This is a genomic window from Thalassolituus maritimus (assembly GCF_900156675.1).
In the GTDB taxonomy this organism is placed as follows: Bacteria; Pseudomonadota; Gammaproteobacteria; order Pseudomonadales; family Oceanobacteraceae; genus Thalassolituus; species Thalassolituus maritimus.
On the sequence record NZ_FTOH01000012.1, the window covers coordinates 1 to 16,364 of the forward strand.

The 16,364-nt window shown below is 52.1% G+C and carries 15 protein-coding genes; 1 reads left to right on the forward strand and 14 read right to left on the reverse strand.

Annotated features, from left to right (window positions below; translation table 11 throughout):
* Window positions 1–490: 490 nt before the first annotated feature.
* Complete coding sequence (locus BW941_RS15650) at window positions 491–757, reverse strand: helix-turn-helix transcriptional regulator (protein WP_076517661.1); 267 nt, start codon at window positions 755–757, stop codon at window positions 491–493.
* Window positions 758–1,316: 559 nt separating this feature from the next.
* Between BW941_RS15650 and rapA the strand changes: the two genes are divergently transcribed.
* On the forward strand, window positions 1,317–4,046 hold the full coding sequence (gene rapA / locus BW941_RS15660) for an RNA polymerase-associated protein RapA (RefSeq protein WP_076517663.1): 2,730 nt from the start codon (window positions 1,317–1,319) through the stop codon (window positions 4,044–4,046).
* Between the two features lie 113 nt (window positions 4,047–4,159).
* On the opposite strand, the gene gorA is transcribed toward rapA, so the two are convergent.
* The 13 genes from gorA to BW941_RS15725 form a co-directional block, all read right to left on the reverse strand.
* On the reverse strand, window positions 4,160–5,518 hold the full coding sequence (gorA, locus tag BW941_RS15665) for a glutathione-disulfide reductase (protein WP_076517665.1): 1,359 nt from the start codon (window positions 5,516–5,518) through the stop codon (window positions 4,160–4,162).
* Window positions 5,519–5,640: 122 nt separating this feature from the next.
* Window positions 5,641–6,159 carry a type II secretion system protein M gene (locus tag BW941_RS15670; RefSeq protein ID WP_076517667.1) on the reverse strand — a complete coding sequence of 173 codons (519 nt, stop codon included), beginning with the start codon at window positions 6,157–6,159 and terminating at the stop codon, window positions 5,641–5,643.
* Window positions 6,156–7,340 carry a type II secretion system protein GspL gene (gene gspL, locus BW941_RS15675; RefSeq protein ID WP_076517669.1) on the reverse strand — a complete coding sequence of 395 codons (1,185 nt, stop codon included), beginning with the start codon at window positions 7,338–7,340 and terminating at the stop codon, window positions 6,156–6,158. The genes BW941_RS15670 and gspL overlap by 4 nt, the downstream gene beginning before the upstream one ends.
* Window positions 7,341–7,362: 22 nt before the next feature.
* Window positions 7,363–8,352 (reverse strand): type II secretion system minor pseudopilin GspK, encoded by a 990-nt coding sequence (gene gspK / locus BW941_RS15680; RefSeq protein WP_076517671.1) that lies wholly within the window; start codon window positions 8,350–8,352, stop codon window positions 7,363–7,365.
* Window positions 8,345–9,049, reverse strand: coding sequence for a type II secretion system minor pseudopilin GspJ (gene gspJ, locus BW941_RS15685; protein ID WP_076517673.1), 705 nt, complete (start codon window positions 9,047–9,049; stop codon window positions 8,345–8,347). The genes gspK and gspJ overlap by 8 nt, the downstream gene beginning before the upstream one ends.
* Window positions 9,049–9,435 carry a type II secretion system minor pseudopilin GspI gene (gene gspI, locus BW941_RS15690; protein WP_076517675.1) on the reverse strand — a complete coding sequence of 129 codons (387 nt, stop codon included), beginning with the start codon at window positions 9,433–9,435 and terminating at the stop codon, window positions 9,049–9,051. The genes gspJ and gspI overlap by 1 nt, the downstream gene beginning before the upstream one ends.
* Window positions 9,428–9,997, reverse strand: coding sequence for a type II secretion system minor pseudopilin GspH (gene gspH, locus BW941_RS15695; protein WP_076517677.1), 570 nt, complete (start codon window positions 9,995–9,997; stop codon window positions 9,428–9,430). The genes gspI and gspH overlap by 8 nt, the downstream gene beginning before the upstream one ends.
* 5 nt (window positions 9,998–10,002) lie before the next feature.
* Window positions 10,003–10,446, reverse strand: coding sequence for a type II secretion system major pseudopilin GspG (gspG, locus tag BW941_RS15700; protein ID WP_068438701.1), 444 nt, complete (start codon window positions 10,444–10,446; stop codon window positions 10,003–10,005).
* A 10-nt stretch (window positions 10,447–10,456) separates the two neighbouring features.
* Window positions 10,457–11,674 carry a type II secretion system inner membrane protein GspF gene (gene gspF / locus BW941_RS15705; protein WP_076517679.1) on the reverse strand — a complete coding sequence of 406 codons (1,218 nt, stop codon included), beginning with the start codon at window positions 11,672–11,674 and terminating at the stop codon, window positions 10,457–10,459.
* 3 nt (window positions 11,675–11,677) lie between these two features.
* Entirely contained in the window at window positions 11,678–13,201 is a 1,524-nt protein-coding gene (gspE, locus tag BW941_RS15710) for a type II secretion system ATPase GspE (protein ID WP_076517681.1), read from the reverse strand.
* A gap of 8 nt (window positions 13,202–13,209) precedes the next feature.
* The gene (locus BW941_RS15715; RefSeq protein WP_076517683.1) at window positions 13,210–14,490 is read right to left on the reverse strand and encodes a UDP-glucose dehydrogenase family protein; all 1,281 of its coding nucleotides are present in this window, start codon (window positions 14,488–14,490) and stop codon (window positions 13,210–13,212) included.
* Window positions 14,491–14,664: 174 nt separating this feature from the next.
* On the reverse strand, window positions 14,665–15,594 hold the full coding sequence (locus tag BW941_RS15720; protein WP_076517685.1) for an electron transfer flavoprotein subunit alpha/FixB family protein: 930 nt from the start codon (window positions 15,592–15,594) through the stop codon (window positions 14,665–14,667).
* A gap of 14 nt (window positions 15,595–15,608) precedes the next feature.
* Complete coding sequence (locus BW941_RS15725; protein ID WP_076517687.1) at window positions 15,609–16,358, reverse strand: electron transfer flavoprotein subunit beta/FixA family protein; 750 nt, start codon at window positions 16,356–16,358, stop codon at window positions 15,609–15,611.
* Between the last annotated feature and the right edge of the window lie 6 nt (window positions 16,359–16,364).

A 16,364-nucleotide genomic window follows, 5' to 3' on the forward strand; every position in this document is an offset into this window, starting at 1 on the left:
CTCCGCAACAATAAGAAAATTGAGAGTAACCCCCTCTTGGAGGCCAGGAGTGGCGGGGGTTACAAAGGCATTTGTCCGTTTACGAGGGGAAATCCGCAGTACCCCTCTTAGGGGGGCATTGCGGTGCAGTTTCTTATGAGTTTAGTTGTAGAAAATGACTTAGAAGAATGCGCCAACTGATTGAAAGATAAAGGCTTAAGTCCGCAGCTTGTTCGTTTGATGCGCGTATGCTCAAAATCAGGGGACGTTTTTATTTCGGTAAGCACAAGAGACTGGATACGTCCTGAGTTGTGGGTGGAATTAAGGATTGGGGGGTTAGTTCAGGCATAGCTAAGGCCAATCGGTACGGTTTTTTGGTCGAACCGTTCGCGAAAGGCAGCTCAAATTCTCTTGTTGATTCTATTCCGATAATAACAATTATCGGAATTAATGTGGGTGTTGCTATGTTATGTTTCAATCTACTAACGGCCTGCTGTTCTATTAAGATCGACTAACCCCTGCTTTTTAAGCGGTACGAATGTGGCGTTGTTCCATGCCAGCGCTTAAATGCATTAATAAAGCTCGTCGGCTCGGCGTATCCGAGTCTCTCAGCAATCTGAGGGATGCTGAGTTGTGGCCCAGAGAGTAAGTCGTCCGCAAGTGACATCCTCACTTCATCGCGGAGCTCGGTATAGGTCACCCCTTCAACGGAGAGTCGTCTCCGCAAGGTTCGGGGAGTCATATGAAGAGCCGTGCTGACTTCATCTATCGTTGGCATGCAGCCTCCGCTGACCATTATCTGATCTCTTACGGCGGCTGAAAATCCCTCTCGCCCTCGGCGGAGTTCAAGTAGTTGCCGACATTGATCTATGGCCGCACTATGGGCAAGCTCATTGGCTTGCGGTAAGGGGTTATCGAATATAGAGCGATCAAATCGCACACAATTCTCACTGCAGCCGAACTCGGGGCTAGAGCTGATTCTTAACTTGCGCAAGAACGTTCAGGATGAGTTCAATCGCGAGATACAGGAGCGAATGAAATCTACGGTTTGGGCCCAGGGGTGTACCAGTTGGTATCAGACAGATACAGGTAAAAACACTAACAACTGGCCGGGCTCTACACTCGAGTATCGAAAGCGCACCCGTCGCCTGAATCTTGTGCACTATGCCACTTGATTGGTGCGGGCCCTGAATAATCCGGAAGGTACTGGCCTGTCAGTGCCTTTAGTCGGAGCCTTTAGGTAGGAATATAACCGTGTATCGGGTAAAATCCGCGGCCTCTCATTCGCCGCATTTTCCGGCGGCCTATCACGCGATATATCAGGTTATTTATTAGCTATGTTTGCAGTTGGTCAGCGATGGATCAGTGAAGCCGAAACAGATCTGGGGTTGGGACTTATTCAAAGTGTCGATTTCAGAATGGTCACCGTCTACTTCCCTGTCGCGGATGAGTCGAGAACTTACTCTATTCAGGGTGCGCCCCTCACCCGAATCCGGTTTGCACCGGGAGATGAAGTTCCACTTCAGGATGGTAGCTTGTTTACAGTGGCGGAAGTCACTGAAATTGACGACATTCTGTTTTATGGCGATGGCGAAAGGGATATACCTGAAACCATGCTGGCTGCGGCCATTCAGATGAATGCGCCCTCTGATCGACTATTTACCGGGCAGATAGACAATAACAATCTGTTCGAGCTGAGACAGTCTGCACTTGCCCGGATCGCTGAGTTGCGCAGCCGCCCTTACTACGGCTTGCTAGGCGCGCGAACTAACCTGTTGCCACATCAGTTGCATATCGCAGAGCAAACCACTCAGGATGCGCTGCCTCGCGTTCTGCTTGCCGATGAAGTCGGGCTCGGTAAAACCATCGAAGCAGGTTTGATATTGCATCGTCTGGTCCGGCTGCATCGGGTGCAACGAGTCCTGATCCTGGTGCCTGATCACCTTGTGCATCAGTGGCTTGTGGAGATGGTCCGCCGCTTCAATCTTCATTTCAATGTCGCGACAGAAGCCGATTTCATCGAAGGAAATGGTTTTTCCTCGGGGCAGATGTTCATATGCCCACTGTCGCTGGCGACTACTGATATTGGAGCAGCCGAAGCTCTCTCCGAGGATTGGGATGTGGTTGTTGTCGACGAAGCTCATCATCTGCAGTGGTCTGAGGATCATCAGGATGACGGCTATCGGCTGGTGGAACAGCTTTCACATATCGCTCCATCGGTTCTGCTACTGACGGCAACTCCAGAACAGCTCGGCATTGAGGGGCACTATGCCCGGCTTCGCCTGCTGGACCCGGATCGTTATCCTTCTCTGGCGGCCTTCCTCGAACAGCAGGATAAGTATCGGCCATACGCAGAGCTGGCTTCAGCGCTCGACTCTGGTGATGAACTGACAAGCGAGCAGCGAGCGCTTCTGGATAGCAGTATCGCTGACCATGAGAAAGAATCTGATGAGCGCGCTCTCAACGCACTTATTGATCGCTTCGGTCCGGGACGTGCACTTTACCGAAACACCCGCCACGGCGTTGCCGGATTCCCCTCGCGACTTCCTGATATCGTTCGCTTGCCGTTGCCGACAGATTTTGCCGACAGCCCAGATCAGTTGCATCCGCAGCAAGGTCTTTATGACTGGTGTTCAGTGGATAGTCGCGTTGAATGGCTACTTGATGTGCTTGCTCAGAATAAGTCAGAGAAGTTCGTTCTGATAACGCATGATTCAGACACAGTGCTCGATCTTGAAAAGTTTCTGTGGGAGAAGCACGCTGTTCCTTGCTCAGTATTCCATGAGCATATGGATATGGTTGAGCGTGATCGTGCCGCTGCTTACTTTGCTGATCAGGAACAAGGTGCAAGACTTCTTATATGTTCCGAAATTGGTAGCGAGGGGCGTAACTTTCAGTTCGCGTCCCAGTTGATCCTGTTCGACCTGCCTTTTAATTGTGACCTGATTGAACAGCGAATTGGTCGCTTAGACCGCATTGGTCAGAAAAAGGACATCAACATCCACATCCCTGTGTTTGAAGGGCACGCCACTGAGCGCTGGGCCTCGCTGCTGGATCAGGCATTCGACTGCTTCAGTCACCCTAACCCTACCGCCCAGCCTCTTCTGGAAAAATATGAAGGTCAGGTTAAGGCGGTGGTGCTCGCGGATGAATCGGCTGACTCTCTGGCAGAGACAATTTCTGCAGAACGTCAGGCTCTCGAAACTCAGTACGAACAGGGCCGCGACAGGCTGCTCGAGATTCACTCTTGCCCGCCTGGGCGTGCTCGCCAGCAAGCACAGGCTATGGCAATTCAGCACATTGAAGATGAGGCTGAACTGAACGACTTCATCGAATTGTTCGCCGACGCCTTTGGTTTAGAGGTTGCAGACCTTGGCGGTGAGTGTATTTCTATCGCGCCGGGCGATCATATGCTGGTGCCAGACCTGCCGCACTTGCCTGAAGATGGATTTATGGCGACGACTCAGCGTGACGTCGCTCTGAGCCGGGATGATGTTCAGTTCCTGAGTTGGGAGCATCCGTTCGTTGACCAGGCGCTTGAGCTTCTTACAACCAGTCCTGTCGGCAATGCCGCTGTTGGTTATATCGAAAATCACGACTTCACAACCGGTGACTGCTTTATTCAATTGCAGTTTGCTGCGATCTGTCCCGCTGCCCGCGCCCTGCAGATCGAACGATTCCTGCCACCGGATGCTATGCACCTGACTATGACGCCGACCGGTGACCTGAAGGTTAACGAGCCTGATCTAGGGCAGTTTGTCTTGCCTCTGAAACGTGGCACAGCGCGTGGCTTAGTAGAGCAGAAAGAAGCCCAGGTCAGACCACTGATCAGCAAGCTGGAGAAAATGGGCATGGGCCAGCTTGGTAAGATGGTAGATCGAGCGTCAGCAAAGGCAGCGGAGGCGTATGAGATCAGGATTGATCGATTGGAAGCATTGGCAAAAGGGAGTGGTTCAGTGTCACGTTCCGAAGTTGCCTCGATTGAATCAGAGCGAGATGCCGTTCTTGAGGCAATTAAGGGCTCTCAGTTAGTACTCGATAGTGTGCGACTGGTGTTCTGCGGCTGAACGGATAACTGCCCCTCTGTCAGCACTTTAGCCCCCTTAAATCGCTGGGGGGCTCCGTTATGGCAGACGGGACTGGGATGTCCGGGCTTGAGATAACGCAAGCCCGGATACGATCAAAGCTCTCTGGTGACAGACCTCATCGTTACAAACTCTTCCGCTCCGGTTGGATGAATGCCCAGAGTGGCGTCAAACTGAGATTTAGTTGCGCCAGCCTGCATCGCAATTGCGATTCCCTGCATGATTTCACCTGCTTCATCGCCAACCATGTGGGCGCCGAGAATACGGTCTTCAGAACGTTTAACGACAAGCTTCATGAGTGTGCGCTCAGACGAACCGCTCAGAGTATGCTTAAGTGCCCGGAACTCAGACGTGTAAACGTCGATGTCACCAGGATGGCGCTCACCTGCTTCCTCTTCAGAAATACCGACAGTGCCGATATTGGGCTGGCAGAATACCGCCGTTGGAATAAGCTCGTAATTCAGGGTGCGTTTGCCTTCTCCGAACTGCTGGTCAACAAAGACCATGCCCTGCTCAAGAGCAACCGGAGTGAGAGCGGGTGTGTCGATCACATCTCCTAAGGCGAAGATTCCGGGTACGCTGGTTTCAAATCGCTCATTGGCGACGATGCTGCCGTTCTTGCGAAGCTCAACACCGGCTTCCTCAAGGCCAAGATTTGACGTCTTTGCCTTGCGACCGGTTGCCATCATCACCAGGTCGCAACGGAGTGTTGAGCCATCAGAGAGGTGACAGATTTTTTCATCACCATCTTCTTCGATTCTTTCTACATCTGTCTGGGTGCGGATTTTTACGCCAGCCTTGGCGACTTCCTGTGTGACAAAGCGCCTGACCTCATTGTCAAAACCCCGAAGTATCTGGTCACCACGATACAGCAGCTGGGTGTCACAGCCGAGGCCATTGAAAATACCGGCGAACTCGACGGCTATATAGCCACCTCCAACAACGACAATACGCTCTGGCAGAGTATCCATGGCGAAGACGTCGTTTGAATCCATGGCCAGATCGCCGCCCGGAATATCGGGCTTGAATGGCCAGCCGCCGGTAGCGATCAGAATTCTCTTTGTTTCGAGTATTTTACCGTTAACTTCGACCTTTCCAGGGCCGGCAATTGTGCCTCTCCCGCGAATAATTTCAACGCCAGGGCCTTCAAGAATACTTTCATATATTCCATTTAAGCGATTGATTTCATTGTCTTTATTGGATTTCAGTGTCGACCAGTCAAAACCGTTAAAACTGGCATCGACACCGAAGCCGCTCGCATGCTCAATATGCCCTTTGAATTGACTCGCATAGACAAACAGCTTCTTAGGCACACACCCGACATTGACGCAGGTGCCGCCAAGGAACATATCTTCAATGACCGCGACTTTTGCTCCTGTTGCAGCAGCCATCCGGCTTGCCCGAACGCCTCCAGAACCCGCCCCAATAACCACCAGGTCATATTGTTCAGACATGATATATACCCTTATTTAAATACCTTGGTTGCTCTTACTTCGAGCGGTTCATTCTGTGTGCTTTTACTCTGAGTAGTAATTACTCAGAGCAAGAAGGCCGAAAGGCAGCTGTTCTGACGCATCTACTTAGAAAAGGTTGCACGAATATTCACGCGACCAGCATCGCCTATCCGATCAATGTTGACCTGTGTCGCCCTGACGCCGAACTGACGTCCAAGTTCTTCCATCCAGGTTATCGCCTCATCGAAAGCCGCACCGTCGACCCAGACACGCAGAGAATCCCCGTCCTGCTCGTATCGGGTCAGCGTTACGCCGCTTTTACGAGCCTGCTGGCTGACGAGGGCAAGAAGTGGCGTGTTCGAAGCCGCAGCACTGGCACCTCGCCCCTGCGCAAACCGCCCCGCATTATCAGCCATGGTATTGTAAAAACTCATTTTGGCATTCAGTGTCGTCGAGAGCTGAGTATTCTGCTGTATGAGGGGCAGCACCAGAATCAGGAATGCCAGGCTGAGGGTAAGCAGGATCGCCACGCCTCGAACAATAAGCTGGTCACGAGGTGTCTGGGCGTGATACCAGTCCCTTGCCTGCTGAATCCGCGGGTCGCTTTCGAATGATGAACGTAATTTGTCGAGTGCTTTCATGCGGCACCTCCCACTTTAACGCGTCCTTTGACGATGTCCTTGTCTGCTTTCGCTGAAGAAATTTCAGCCGTTAGCCCGCGTGCCTCGATAGCCGCCTTAAATGCCTGTAGGTCAGACTGCTGCTGTGCATCTATATCGATTAAAAACTCGCCAATCCGCTCAGAGTAACGAATGCTCTGAATGGATATGCTGCCCTTGCTCTGATCCAGGCCTGCCCATGCGGCTGCGACATTACCCATCAAACTATCAAAACCCGCACTGTCCGATGTGTCACCTTCACTGCGTAATTTTCGTCTGAAGCGTGATTCGTAATTGCTGGTGGACTCTCCCGGGAACCATTGCTTGTAAAGTTTCTGACTGCTGTTTGAAACCATATCAATCTGTTCAGCGGTACGGTGGTTGTCGACAATAAGAAAACCACACGCGAATACAGCGAAGATCGCTGCGAAACTGGCAATGCCAGTCCACCACGGCGCAGGCTTCTTCTCGCGCCCGGCCGTGGCTGCCTTACCCTGAAGAAGGGATATCGCATTTTCTTTGGTTTCTGGTCTGGATGTGCTGACAGAGATGCTATCAAAGGAATCCGGGTAACCGCTTGATATGGTGGTCTTCAGCAGATTACCTTCATCCATAGAGGATGCGCTGATCGTCAGCTCTTCACCCTGGACTTTATCGCTGACGCCCTCCAGTACGGCTGGCAGTGCGGCGTCTGGAACCCAACCTTCGAACACACCCTCGAGACTAACGATCCAGCCTGACTTTGAGCGTACGATCTGGCTTCCGGCATATCCTGCGGTTTCAGGATACAGAACACTTAAACGCAAATGGTGAATTGCCAGCAATTCGATCAATCGATCGACCAGATCAGATTCCACAACATAAGCTTTATGCTTGCCACCCAGGCTACCACCAGGCACGACGGTGTAGTCGCTGACGTCTCTGATCAGTACTTCCTCAAGTGCGAAGGGCAGCGCGCGATTCAGGTGGCGACCCTTGACTCCCGGCAATGACACCCAGTGAGTCGCATAGTTGGTCGCAGAAAGCACCAGCGAGACGCTACTCATCTCCGTCTGCTCTTCCGCCCAGTCTTCAAGGTTACGTGGTGGGTTGCCTGCGGTTTCTGTGATTAGCCAGACACCTTGATCTGCGGCCCACTCAACCCGGTTATTTTTGCTATTCATCGGTCACTCTTACGCGTGCATATCACCAGGCTTCGCGTGCAGCCCGGCGTGAAAAATCTCTTCTGATGGTATCCATCTTACCATCGGCTATATTTCGCCGTATTAAGGCCTCTACAGTACCTATGCGACCGTTAAGATCAATACGTGCGAACATCTCAAAATACTCCGTGGTGACAGAGAAATCCGTTTCAACTAACGGAGTCACCGCATCCGGCCTGCCTGTGCCATCATCAGTTGGCGATTCTGTACGAAGATTACTGATCGGCGCAGATCCCAGAAAATCCTGGACGCTTCCGTAACCTTCGCCGCCTCGCCCTGCAATGATCTGCTCCGCATCAGTTAACGTCAGGCGACTGTCCAGTGCAGCAAGAACAAAGTCAGGCGCTGTATTTACGTTGAGCTGAACCGCTGCTGGCAAACACGTTATAAAGGGCTCAAGCTTGGCGTAGACATCCAGATCAACGCCCTCAATAAGCATTAGCTCACTGCTATGGCTGCAGGCCTGGTAAGCAGGCCTGTAGCCGGGGTCCATCGACAGGTACTTGCTGTCGACGTTGCTTTCCTGATTCAGCCACTTAGCCCAGTCGCTGGCGATGTTTACCTCGAGCCCCAGGAGGCTCAGCAGGTTGCGGAAGCGCTGTTCGTAAACGGTGGCATTGCCGCCCGGCAGAAGACTATTGAGGTTAAACCTCCCTTGCGCATCCTGTATTCGGATGGTGATCACGCCTGGATCAAGCGGAAACGTCCTTTCGACGTTCCACTCTTCGGCTGCGTGGTCAATTCCGCTATCGGCCTCCCAGTCCATAAACAGGCCGGTGCGCATTGCCGACTCCGCACCCAGTGCGTACAGACGTGCCTGTTGCTGAGTAAAAAGAGTCTGGGAGCGTTCAATATCAATCGCCTGGCGCTCAATCATTGAGGTCGCGAGGATGGCGACAACCGAGAATATAAGGAGCACCATCAGCAGTACCATACCGCCCTGGCCGGATCGCAGACTAGGATAACTATTCATTACTGACCGGCCATTGTCGCATTATTTCTCCATACCCGGGCGCCGTGTAGAACACTTTGATCGCTGCGATGCGAGCGTCTTCTACCTCTGTGGCCGGGGGCCAGTAGTCGACGGAGTTGAGTTCTGGAATGTCGGTAGTGGACGGTGTCGACACAACGGCTTCAAACCGAACGTCTTCGATCAGGTCATAAACGACTTGAGACAGTGGATCTGACACATCCCCCCGGTCGAGGACTTTCCAGTAATAACGAACCAAACACTCGCCTTCAACGTCAGCATCATCCGGGTCCAGGCCCTGCTCGTACGCAATTCGCTCCAGTGCGGGTTCGCAGGGCTCAGAAAAAATGTCTTCGCTCCGATAAGCTATGCGCTGCAGAGTGGCTCTCGGATCTTCTGTCACCGGGTTGTTTCTCCAGCCTGCAATCGTAAGCTCTATTGGGTAATCGCCTGAACCGATCATAAGTGCCGGGATAGCATCTCCGTACTCGTCCCGTACCGAGCGGTTGATGTACTGGCCCATATCGCGCCCCATTACCTGGTTCAATCGCTGAAGAGCGGCCAGATCATCGGCTTTCTCAATAGATGCTTTATTCACACCTGATATGTTGCTCAGAAGCTGGACAGCTGCAATGCCGACGGTCGCAGATATAGCGACAGCAACCAATACCTCAAGGAGCGTAAAACCGCGGGAAATCATCAGTTCGGCCCCATGATCGTCGACAGCGTAATGACGGGATTGTCCGGAGTGATCTCTGGTGCGACCGCAACATCAATGCGCACCAGACCGGGGAACTGGGTCTTTGTAACGTCAGTAAAGAGGTGCCACTCCTGACCGGCCATCTCAACGATATCGTTGGTTTCCCCAGGCTGTGGTGGTACACCCGCAAGGCGTATATCGGTCAGGCGGTTTTCGGCAACGAACGAAGCCAGTGTCATGGTTCGCATGCTCAACAGGTTGTTTACACGCATGCTTGCTGTATCGGAAATCGTAATCGCGATACCAGCGAAGATGGCGACCGCAACCATAACTTCGAGCAGCGTGAACCCGGATTGACGTGACCCTGAACGATGAAAATCAGACATCCAGACGCTCCATCCGGCGCCTGACGGGGCCGATCCCGTCTCCGATGAGCCGTATTACAAAACTTTCATCATCAGGGTGCGTGAGCTCAACAACGAAGGGAATGTACTCGTCTGAAGACAGAAAAATCAGAGCGGGAATTGCTCCGTTCTCATCGGGCTCTTCTGGCGGATCAAGCTCTTCATCGTTAACCAGAATGCGGATGTCTATTGTTTCAGGGATGCTCATGGATTGAGCCAGAGCGGCATCAATCGGGGTCCATGGATTTTCCGAGAGTCTTGATAGCTCTTCTTCGGTCAGGCCTTCTGCAACACTCTTCTGTCGGAGGTCGTAAAAACCCACCAGATTGAACTCGCCGGGAATCCAGGCAACGCCGAGATCCAGATTCTGAAAGACAGCTTCTTCTCTGTATCTATTGAAAGCGACATCCAGCTTCTGGGCAAATTGTTCGGTTTCCTGCTGAGCAGCGCGGTCACTGAAATTAAGGTTCACCATGGAAAGGAGCAGGCCAACAATGACCAGCACCACCATAACCTCAACCAGTGTAAAACCGCGCTGCCTCATGCCAATCAGATATCCAGATTGCTGATGTCAGCAGCATCGCCTTCGCCGCCTTCAGCCTGGTCCGAACCCAATGAAATGATTTCGTACTTGCCTTTGTCCTCGAAGTACAGGAATTCGTTATCCCACGCATCGACAGGCATTTTACCACCTTTCAGGTAGCCGCCATTCTGGTAATTCTTTGGTTCTGGCGATGAGGACGGCTTCTGCACAAGTGCTTCAAGCCCCTGTTCTGTGGTTGGGTAGCGGAAGTTATGTAGCTTGTACATATCCAGCGCACCTTCTATGAGCTTGATCTGGTTCTTGGTGGTATCCACACGAGCCTGATCAGCCGAGCCGATAATGTTGGTGGCAACCATGGCAAGGATGCCGCCGATGATGGCGATAACGACCATCACCTCAATCAGGGTGAAACCGCCTTGTTTTTGTTTCTTAGCTAGAGACTGACGCATGAATTAACTCCTATTGCACCATTTGTTGTAATTCGAGAATCGGTAACATGATCGCAGCGACGATAAGCGCCACGACACCACCCATAAATAAAAGCATGACAGGTTCAAAGATCGATACCAGTCCTGAGACTGTGCTTTCCAGGGCCTTTTCCTGCTGTTCTGCGGTACGGGCCAGCATGCTATCCAGTTCACCACTGCTTTCGCCGCTGGCAATCATGTGCAGCATGATGGGTGAAAAGTACCGTGTTTCCTGAAGCGACTTATGCAAGCTCCCCCCTTCGCTAACGCGAACCGTAGCCTCGCTCAGTGAACGGTTAATAGGGAGATTCAGCACGACGTCACTGGCTATCCGCATCGCTTCAACAAGAGGCAAACCACTACTGGTAAGAATGGCGAGAGTGTTGCCAAAACGCGCTGTATTCACATCACGCACAAAGCGCCCGATGAAGGGAGTTTTCAGAATAAGGTGATGTACTTTGCTTCTGAAATTCTCTTGTCGCATCAGTTGCGCAAACGTAACTAATGCCAGCACGATAGCTGCAGCGAGATAGATGCCGTAGTTGCTGAGGAAATAACTGGCGTCCAGCATGGCCTGCGTCAGGCCGGGTAGTTCCTGTCCATTCTTCACGAAGACTTCGACAATATCGGGTACAACATAGGTAAGCAGGCCAATAACCAATGCGGTGGCTACGAACGTAAGCAGTACTGGATAGATCGCCGCATTGCGGATGTTCTGGGCAGACTCATGTGAGCGCTCGGAATAATCCGCAAGACGAATCAGTACAGGCGCAAGATTGCCTGAATGCTCACCGGCACTGACCGTTGAACGGAACAGTAATGGAAAAGCACGAGGATATTCCTCAAGCGCCTTCGCAAGTGTGTAGCCTTCCAGAACCTTTGCGCGAATGGCCAATACCATGGCTTTGGTTTTCTGGCGTTCGGTCTGATCGGCAAGCGCTTTCAGCGACTCATCGATCGGCAAGCCTGCGCCAATGAGGGTGGCCAGCTGTCGGGTAAGCAATGCACGATCCGAAACAGATAACGAAGGCCCCCGATTGAACAGGCTGAAGCCCGTACTTGCCTGCTTCGCTGTGGAGGGTGACACTTCGAGCGGCATCCACCCTTTTTCGCGTAACTGCTGGCGGATCTGACGTGCACTATCGCCCTCCAGAACGCCCTTTTTCTGGCGACCCTTAAGGTCCAGAGCCTGATATTCAAACGCTGCCATGCATTAACCTTTTGCTACCCGCAGAAGTTCTTCAATCGTGGTGTGACCACCCAGAACTTTGCGTATGCCATCCTGGCGAATGCTTGGCCCAAGCCGTCGAGCATGGGCTTCGAGTTCCTGCTCGCCGACCTGGTCGTGAATTCGGGTCTTCATACCTTCATCCACTTCAATGATCTCGTAGATCCCCTGACGACCGCGATAACCGAGTTGATTGCACTTGTCGCAGCCCTTTGCGTGATAAATCACGGGAGCTTCGGATTCCGGTATGCCGAGCAGTTCACACTCTGCACTATCCGCGACTGCAGGTACTTTGCAGTCGTCACACAGAACGCGAACGAGGCGCTGAGCAATAACACCAATCACAGATGATGAGAGCAGGAATGGTTCCACGCCCATGTCCTGTAGTCGGGTGATGGCACCTACAGCGGTGTTTGTGTGTAGCGTCGACAGTACAAGGTGACCAGTAAGAGAAGCCTGAATGGCGATCTCAACCGTTTCCAGGTCACGGATCTCACCAATCATTACAACATCAGGGTCCTGGCGCAGTATCGCTCGCAGCCCCTTCGCAAAGGTCATGTCGGCCTTGAGGTTTACCTGAGTCTGGCCAATGCCCGGAAGACTGTACTCAACCGGATCCTCGACGGTCAGGATGTTGCGACTGGTATCGTTAAGGTCGCTGAGTGCTCCGTACAGCGTCGTGGTCTTACCTGAGCCAGTAGGGCCGGTCACCAGAATGATACCGTGAGGCTTACTGATGATGTTGCGCATTGTCTGAAGATCACGGGAAGACATGCCGAGCTGACCAAGACTCAGTCGCCCTGCCTGTTTATCCAATAGACGCATAACCACACGTTCGCCATGACTCGAAGGCATGGTAGAAACACGAACATCGACTTCCCGTCCGCCAATGCGAAGCGCTATTCGACCGTCCTGAGGGACACGTTTCTCGGCGATATCGAGTTTCGCCATGACTTTAATCCGGGAGACGAGCAAGGCGGCCAGTGCTCTCTTCGGTTGAACCACTTCACGCAATACGCCATCCACACGGAAGCGCACAACAAGGCGTTTTTCGTAGGTTTCAACGTGTATATCTGAGGCGCTCTCTTTGACGGCTTCAGTAAGCAAAGCATTAATCAGGCGCTTGATCGGCGCGTCGCCTTCCTGCTCAAGCAGGTCTTCCGTTTCGGGAACTGAGTCTGCAAGGCTGGCGAGGTCCATATCATCACCGAGGCCTTCAACCATCTCCATCGCTTCGGAGGAATCGCTCTGATAGGCAAGCCCTAGCCTGCGATCGAATTCGTCGTCTGGAATTGCTTCAAGGTTGTACGGACGGCCCAGATGCCGCTGAACTTCCATTAACGCCTGAGGATTCAGCCCCTCTTTGTGAAGTACGTGCAAAGTATCGCTGCTGGCGTCGACCAGAACGCCATAACGTTTTGCAAAACTGAAAGGCAGGCGCACTGCCAGGCTGCCGCCTGATACAGTCTGACTCTGTTCCGGTTGTGTTTCTTCTGGTACTGCAGTCATGTCTCTAATTATTCTCTGTTACCACGGCCAACGCCGCGGTAAGTAAAGCCAGCTTGTCTTAGTGCGGCAGAATCATATTGATTGCGGCCATCAATAATAACCGGTTGTTTCAGAAGCTTTCCGATGGCATTGAAATCAGGTTGGCGGAACGGTTTCCACTCTGTCATCAGTACCAGCGCATCGGAATCTGTCAGCGCATCGTATTGGTGGCTGCAGAAGGTCACGCCAGCTTGCTCTCCGAGAGCCTTATTTGCAGCCTCTATTGCCATAGGATCATACGCCGCGACAGTCGCGCCAGCATCAAGCAGTTGACGAATCAATACAATGGCAGCCGATCCTGACACATCTGCGGTTTCCGGACGGAATGCGAGCCCCCAGATAGCAATCTGTTTGCCGCGTAGTTCGCCGAGGCAACCTCTCAGAGCGGATGCGGCCCATTCCTGCTGCATGCTGTTCCGCTGCAACACGGCATTTAGCAAAACGGGTTGTATGTCCTTGCTGGTCGCTTCATTGACGAGCTCTTTAATGTCTCCAGGCAGGCAAACCCCACCATAGCCAACACCAGGATAAAGATAAGAATAGCCGATTCGTGAATCTGCCCCTATGCCACTGCGAACAGCCTCAATATCTGCCCCGAATGATTCAGCGATCGCAGCAATCTCGTTCATCAATGAAATTCTGGTCGCAAGCATTGCACTGGCTGCAAGGCGGGTCAGTTCCGCATCACGGACACTCATTGGTGTGACCCGGTCCTTTTGTCGGCTGAATGGTCTCAGAAGTGAGACCATGACAGATCGAGCCTCGTAGCTCTCAGTACCAAGAACGATACGGTCAGGTCTCATAAAATCTTCGATCCCTTCCCCTTCTTTCAGAAAGACGGGGTAACAGACGATATTCACCGAGTTTCCTGAAGACTGAGCAGCTTCGAGCATTTTTTCCGTTACTCCAAGCGACGTCGGGCTGGAATTTACCAAAATTGTTTCACTGTTAAGTGCAGCCCCAAACTCAGTAGCAAAGGCTAACGCTTGTTCGTCAACGGTGTCGGCGTGCCCTAGGGCAAGAATGCATAGGTCGCAGTCACTTGCGAGGGAAATGTCATCGGAGAACGAAAGCCGTCGAGCAGATACGTTACTTTTGAGCATGGCCGGCAAACCTGGCTCATGAAAACTCAGGTCATGCACGTTATTCGGGGGAGTCTGAGAGTAATGGGTGATGACATTGCCCATTTCAGCGAGACAGGCGCTGATGACAAATGACTCGTAACCGGAGCCAGCAACGGTGACTTTCAAAGGGACATCCTATGTAATTGCCAGTAAAACACGACCAACTCTCTCCGAGCGGTTGTGTAAAGTACCCTATTACAGATAAATGACAAGAGCATGACAAGACACTTGTTCAGCTGAATATGGCCAAAACGAAAAAGCCCGGCAATAGCCGGGCTTTTTTCTAAGGCTTAATAAACCTTAGAGAGCAGATTCCAGTTCAGGAACCGCGTCGAACAGGTCAGCAACCAGACCGTAGTCTGCAACCTGGAAGATAGGAGCCTCTTCGTCTTTGTTGATAGCAACAATGACTTTAGAGTCCTTCATACCTGCAAGGTGCTGGATAGCACCAGAGATACCGACTGCAACGTACAGATCTGGAGCAACGATTTTACCCGTCTGACCAACCTGCATGTCGTTTGGAACGAAGCCAGCATCAACTGCAGCACGAGATGCACCAACAGCAGCGCCGATCTTGTCTGCAACTTTGTACAGCATTTCGAAGTTGTCGCCATTGCCCATGCCGCGACCACCAGAAATAACCACGCTTGCCGCAGTCAGTTCAGGACGGTCAGACTTGGCCAGCTCTTCGCTTGCGAAAGCAGACACGCCTGCGTCTTTTGCAATATCAACAGACTCAGTCGCAGCTGAACCACCTTCTGCAGCCGCTGCATCAAACGCAGTACCACGAACAGTCATCACCTTGATGCTGTCAGAAGACTTAACAGTTGCAATCGCGTTGCCAGCGTAGATTGGGCGAACGAATGTATCTTCACCTTCAACGCCGATCACTTCAGAGATCATGTTGACGTCCAGCAGTGCCGCTGCACGTGGCAGGAAGTCTTTGCCAGTCGTGGTAGCAGCTGCCAGGATGTGGCTGTAGCCTTTACCAAGCTCAGCAACCAGTTCGCCCATATTTTCAGCAAGCTGGTATTCGTAAGCAGCGTTGTCCGCTACCAGTACTTTTGAAACACCAGCTACTTTTGCAGCAGCTTCTGCAGCAGCACCACAACCGGAGCCTGCAACCAGAACTTCAACATCGCCACCGATTTTGGCAGCAGCAGTGATAGTGTTCAGGGTAGCGCCTTTCAGAGTGGCGTTATCGTGTTCTGCGATTACTAAAATTGCCATTACACCAACCTCTCTCAGAGCACTTTCGCGTCGTTTTTCAGTTTATCAACCAGCGTTGCAACGCTGTCGACCTTGATACCAGCAGAGCGTTCGGCTGGCGGAGTCACTTTAACCAGAGACAGGGTTGATTTAACTTCAACACCGAGGTCTGCAGGCGTAGTGGTATCCAGCGGCTTGCGCTTAGCTTTCATGATGTTAGGCAGCGATGCGTAACGTGGTTCGTTCAGGCGCAGGTCAGTCGTAACGATTGCTGGCAGGTTCAGAGCTACAGTACGCAGACCACCGTCAATCTCACGAGTAACGTTTACTTTGTCGCCATCTACAGCAACTTCTGAAGCGAACGTGCCCTGCGGCATGCCAGTCAGAGCGCCTAGCATCTGGCCAGTCTGGTTGTTGTCGCTGTCGATGGTCTGTTTACCCATCAGAACGATCTGTGGCTGTTCTTTCTCTACAACGCCTTTCAGCAGTTTGGCAACTGTCAGCGGCTCGAGCTTCTCTTCTGTTTCGATCAGAATGCCGCGATCAGCACCCAGCGCCAGAGCAGTGCGGATTTGCTCCTGAGCTACTTTAGGGCCGATAGATACAACAACGATCTCAGAAGCAATGCCCTTTTCTTTCAGGCGAACTGCTTCTTCTACGGCAATTTCACAAAATGGGTTCATAGCCATTTTGACGTTAGTCAGATCAACATCAGAGTTGTCTGCTTTTACGCGTACTTTGACGTTGTAGTCGATAACGCGTTTTACAGCGACAAGAACCTTCATAGATTC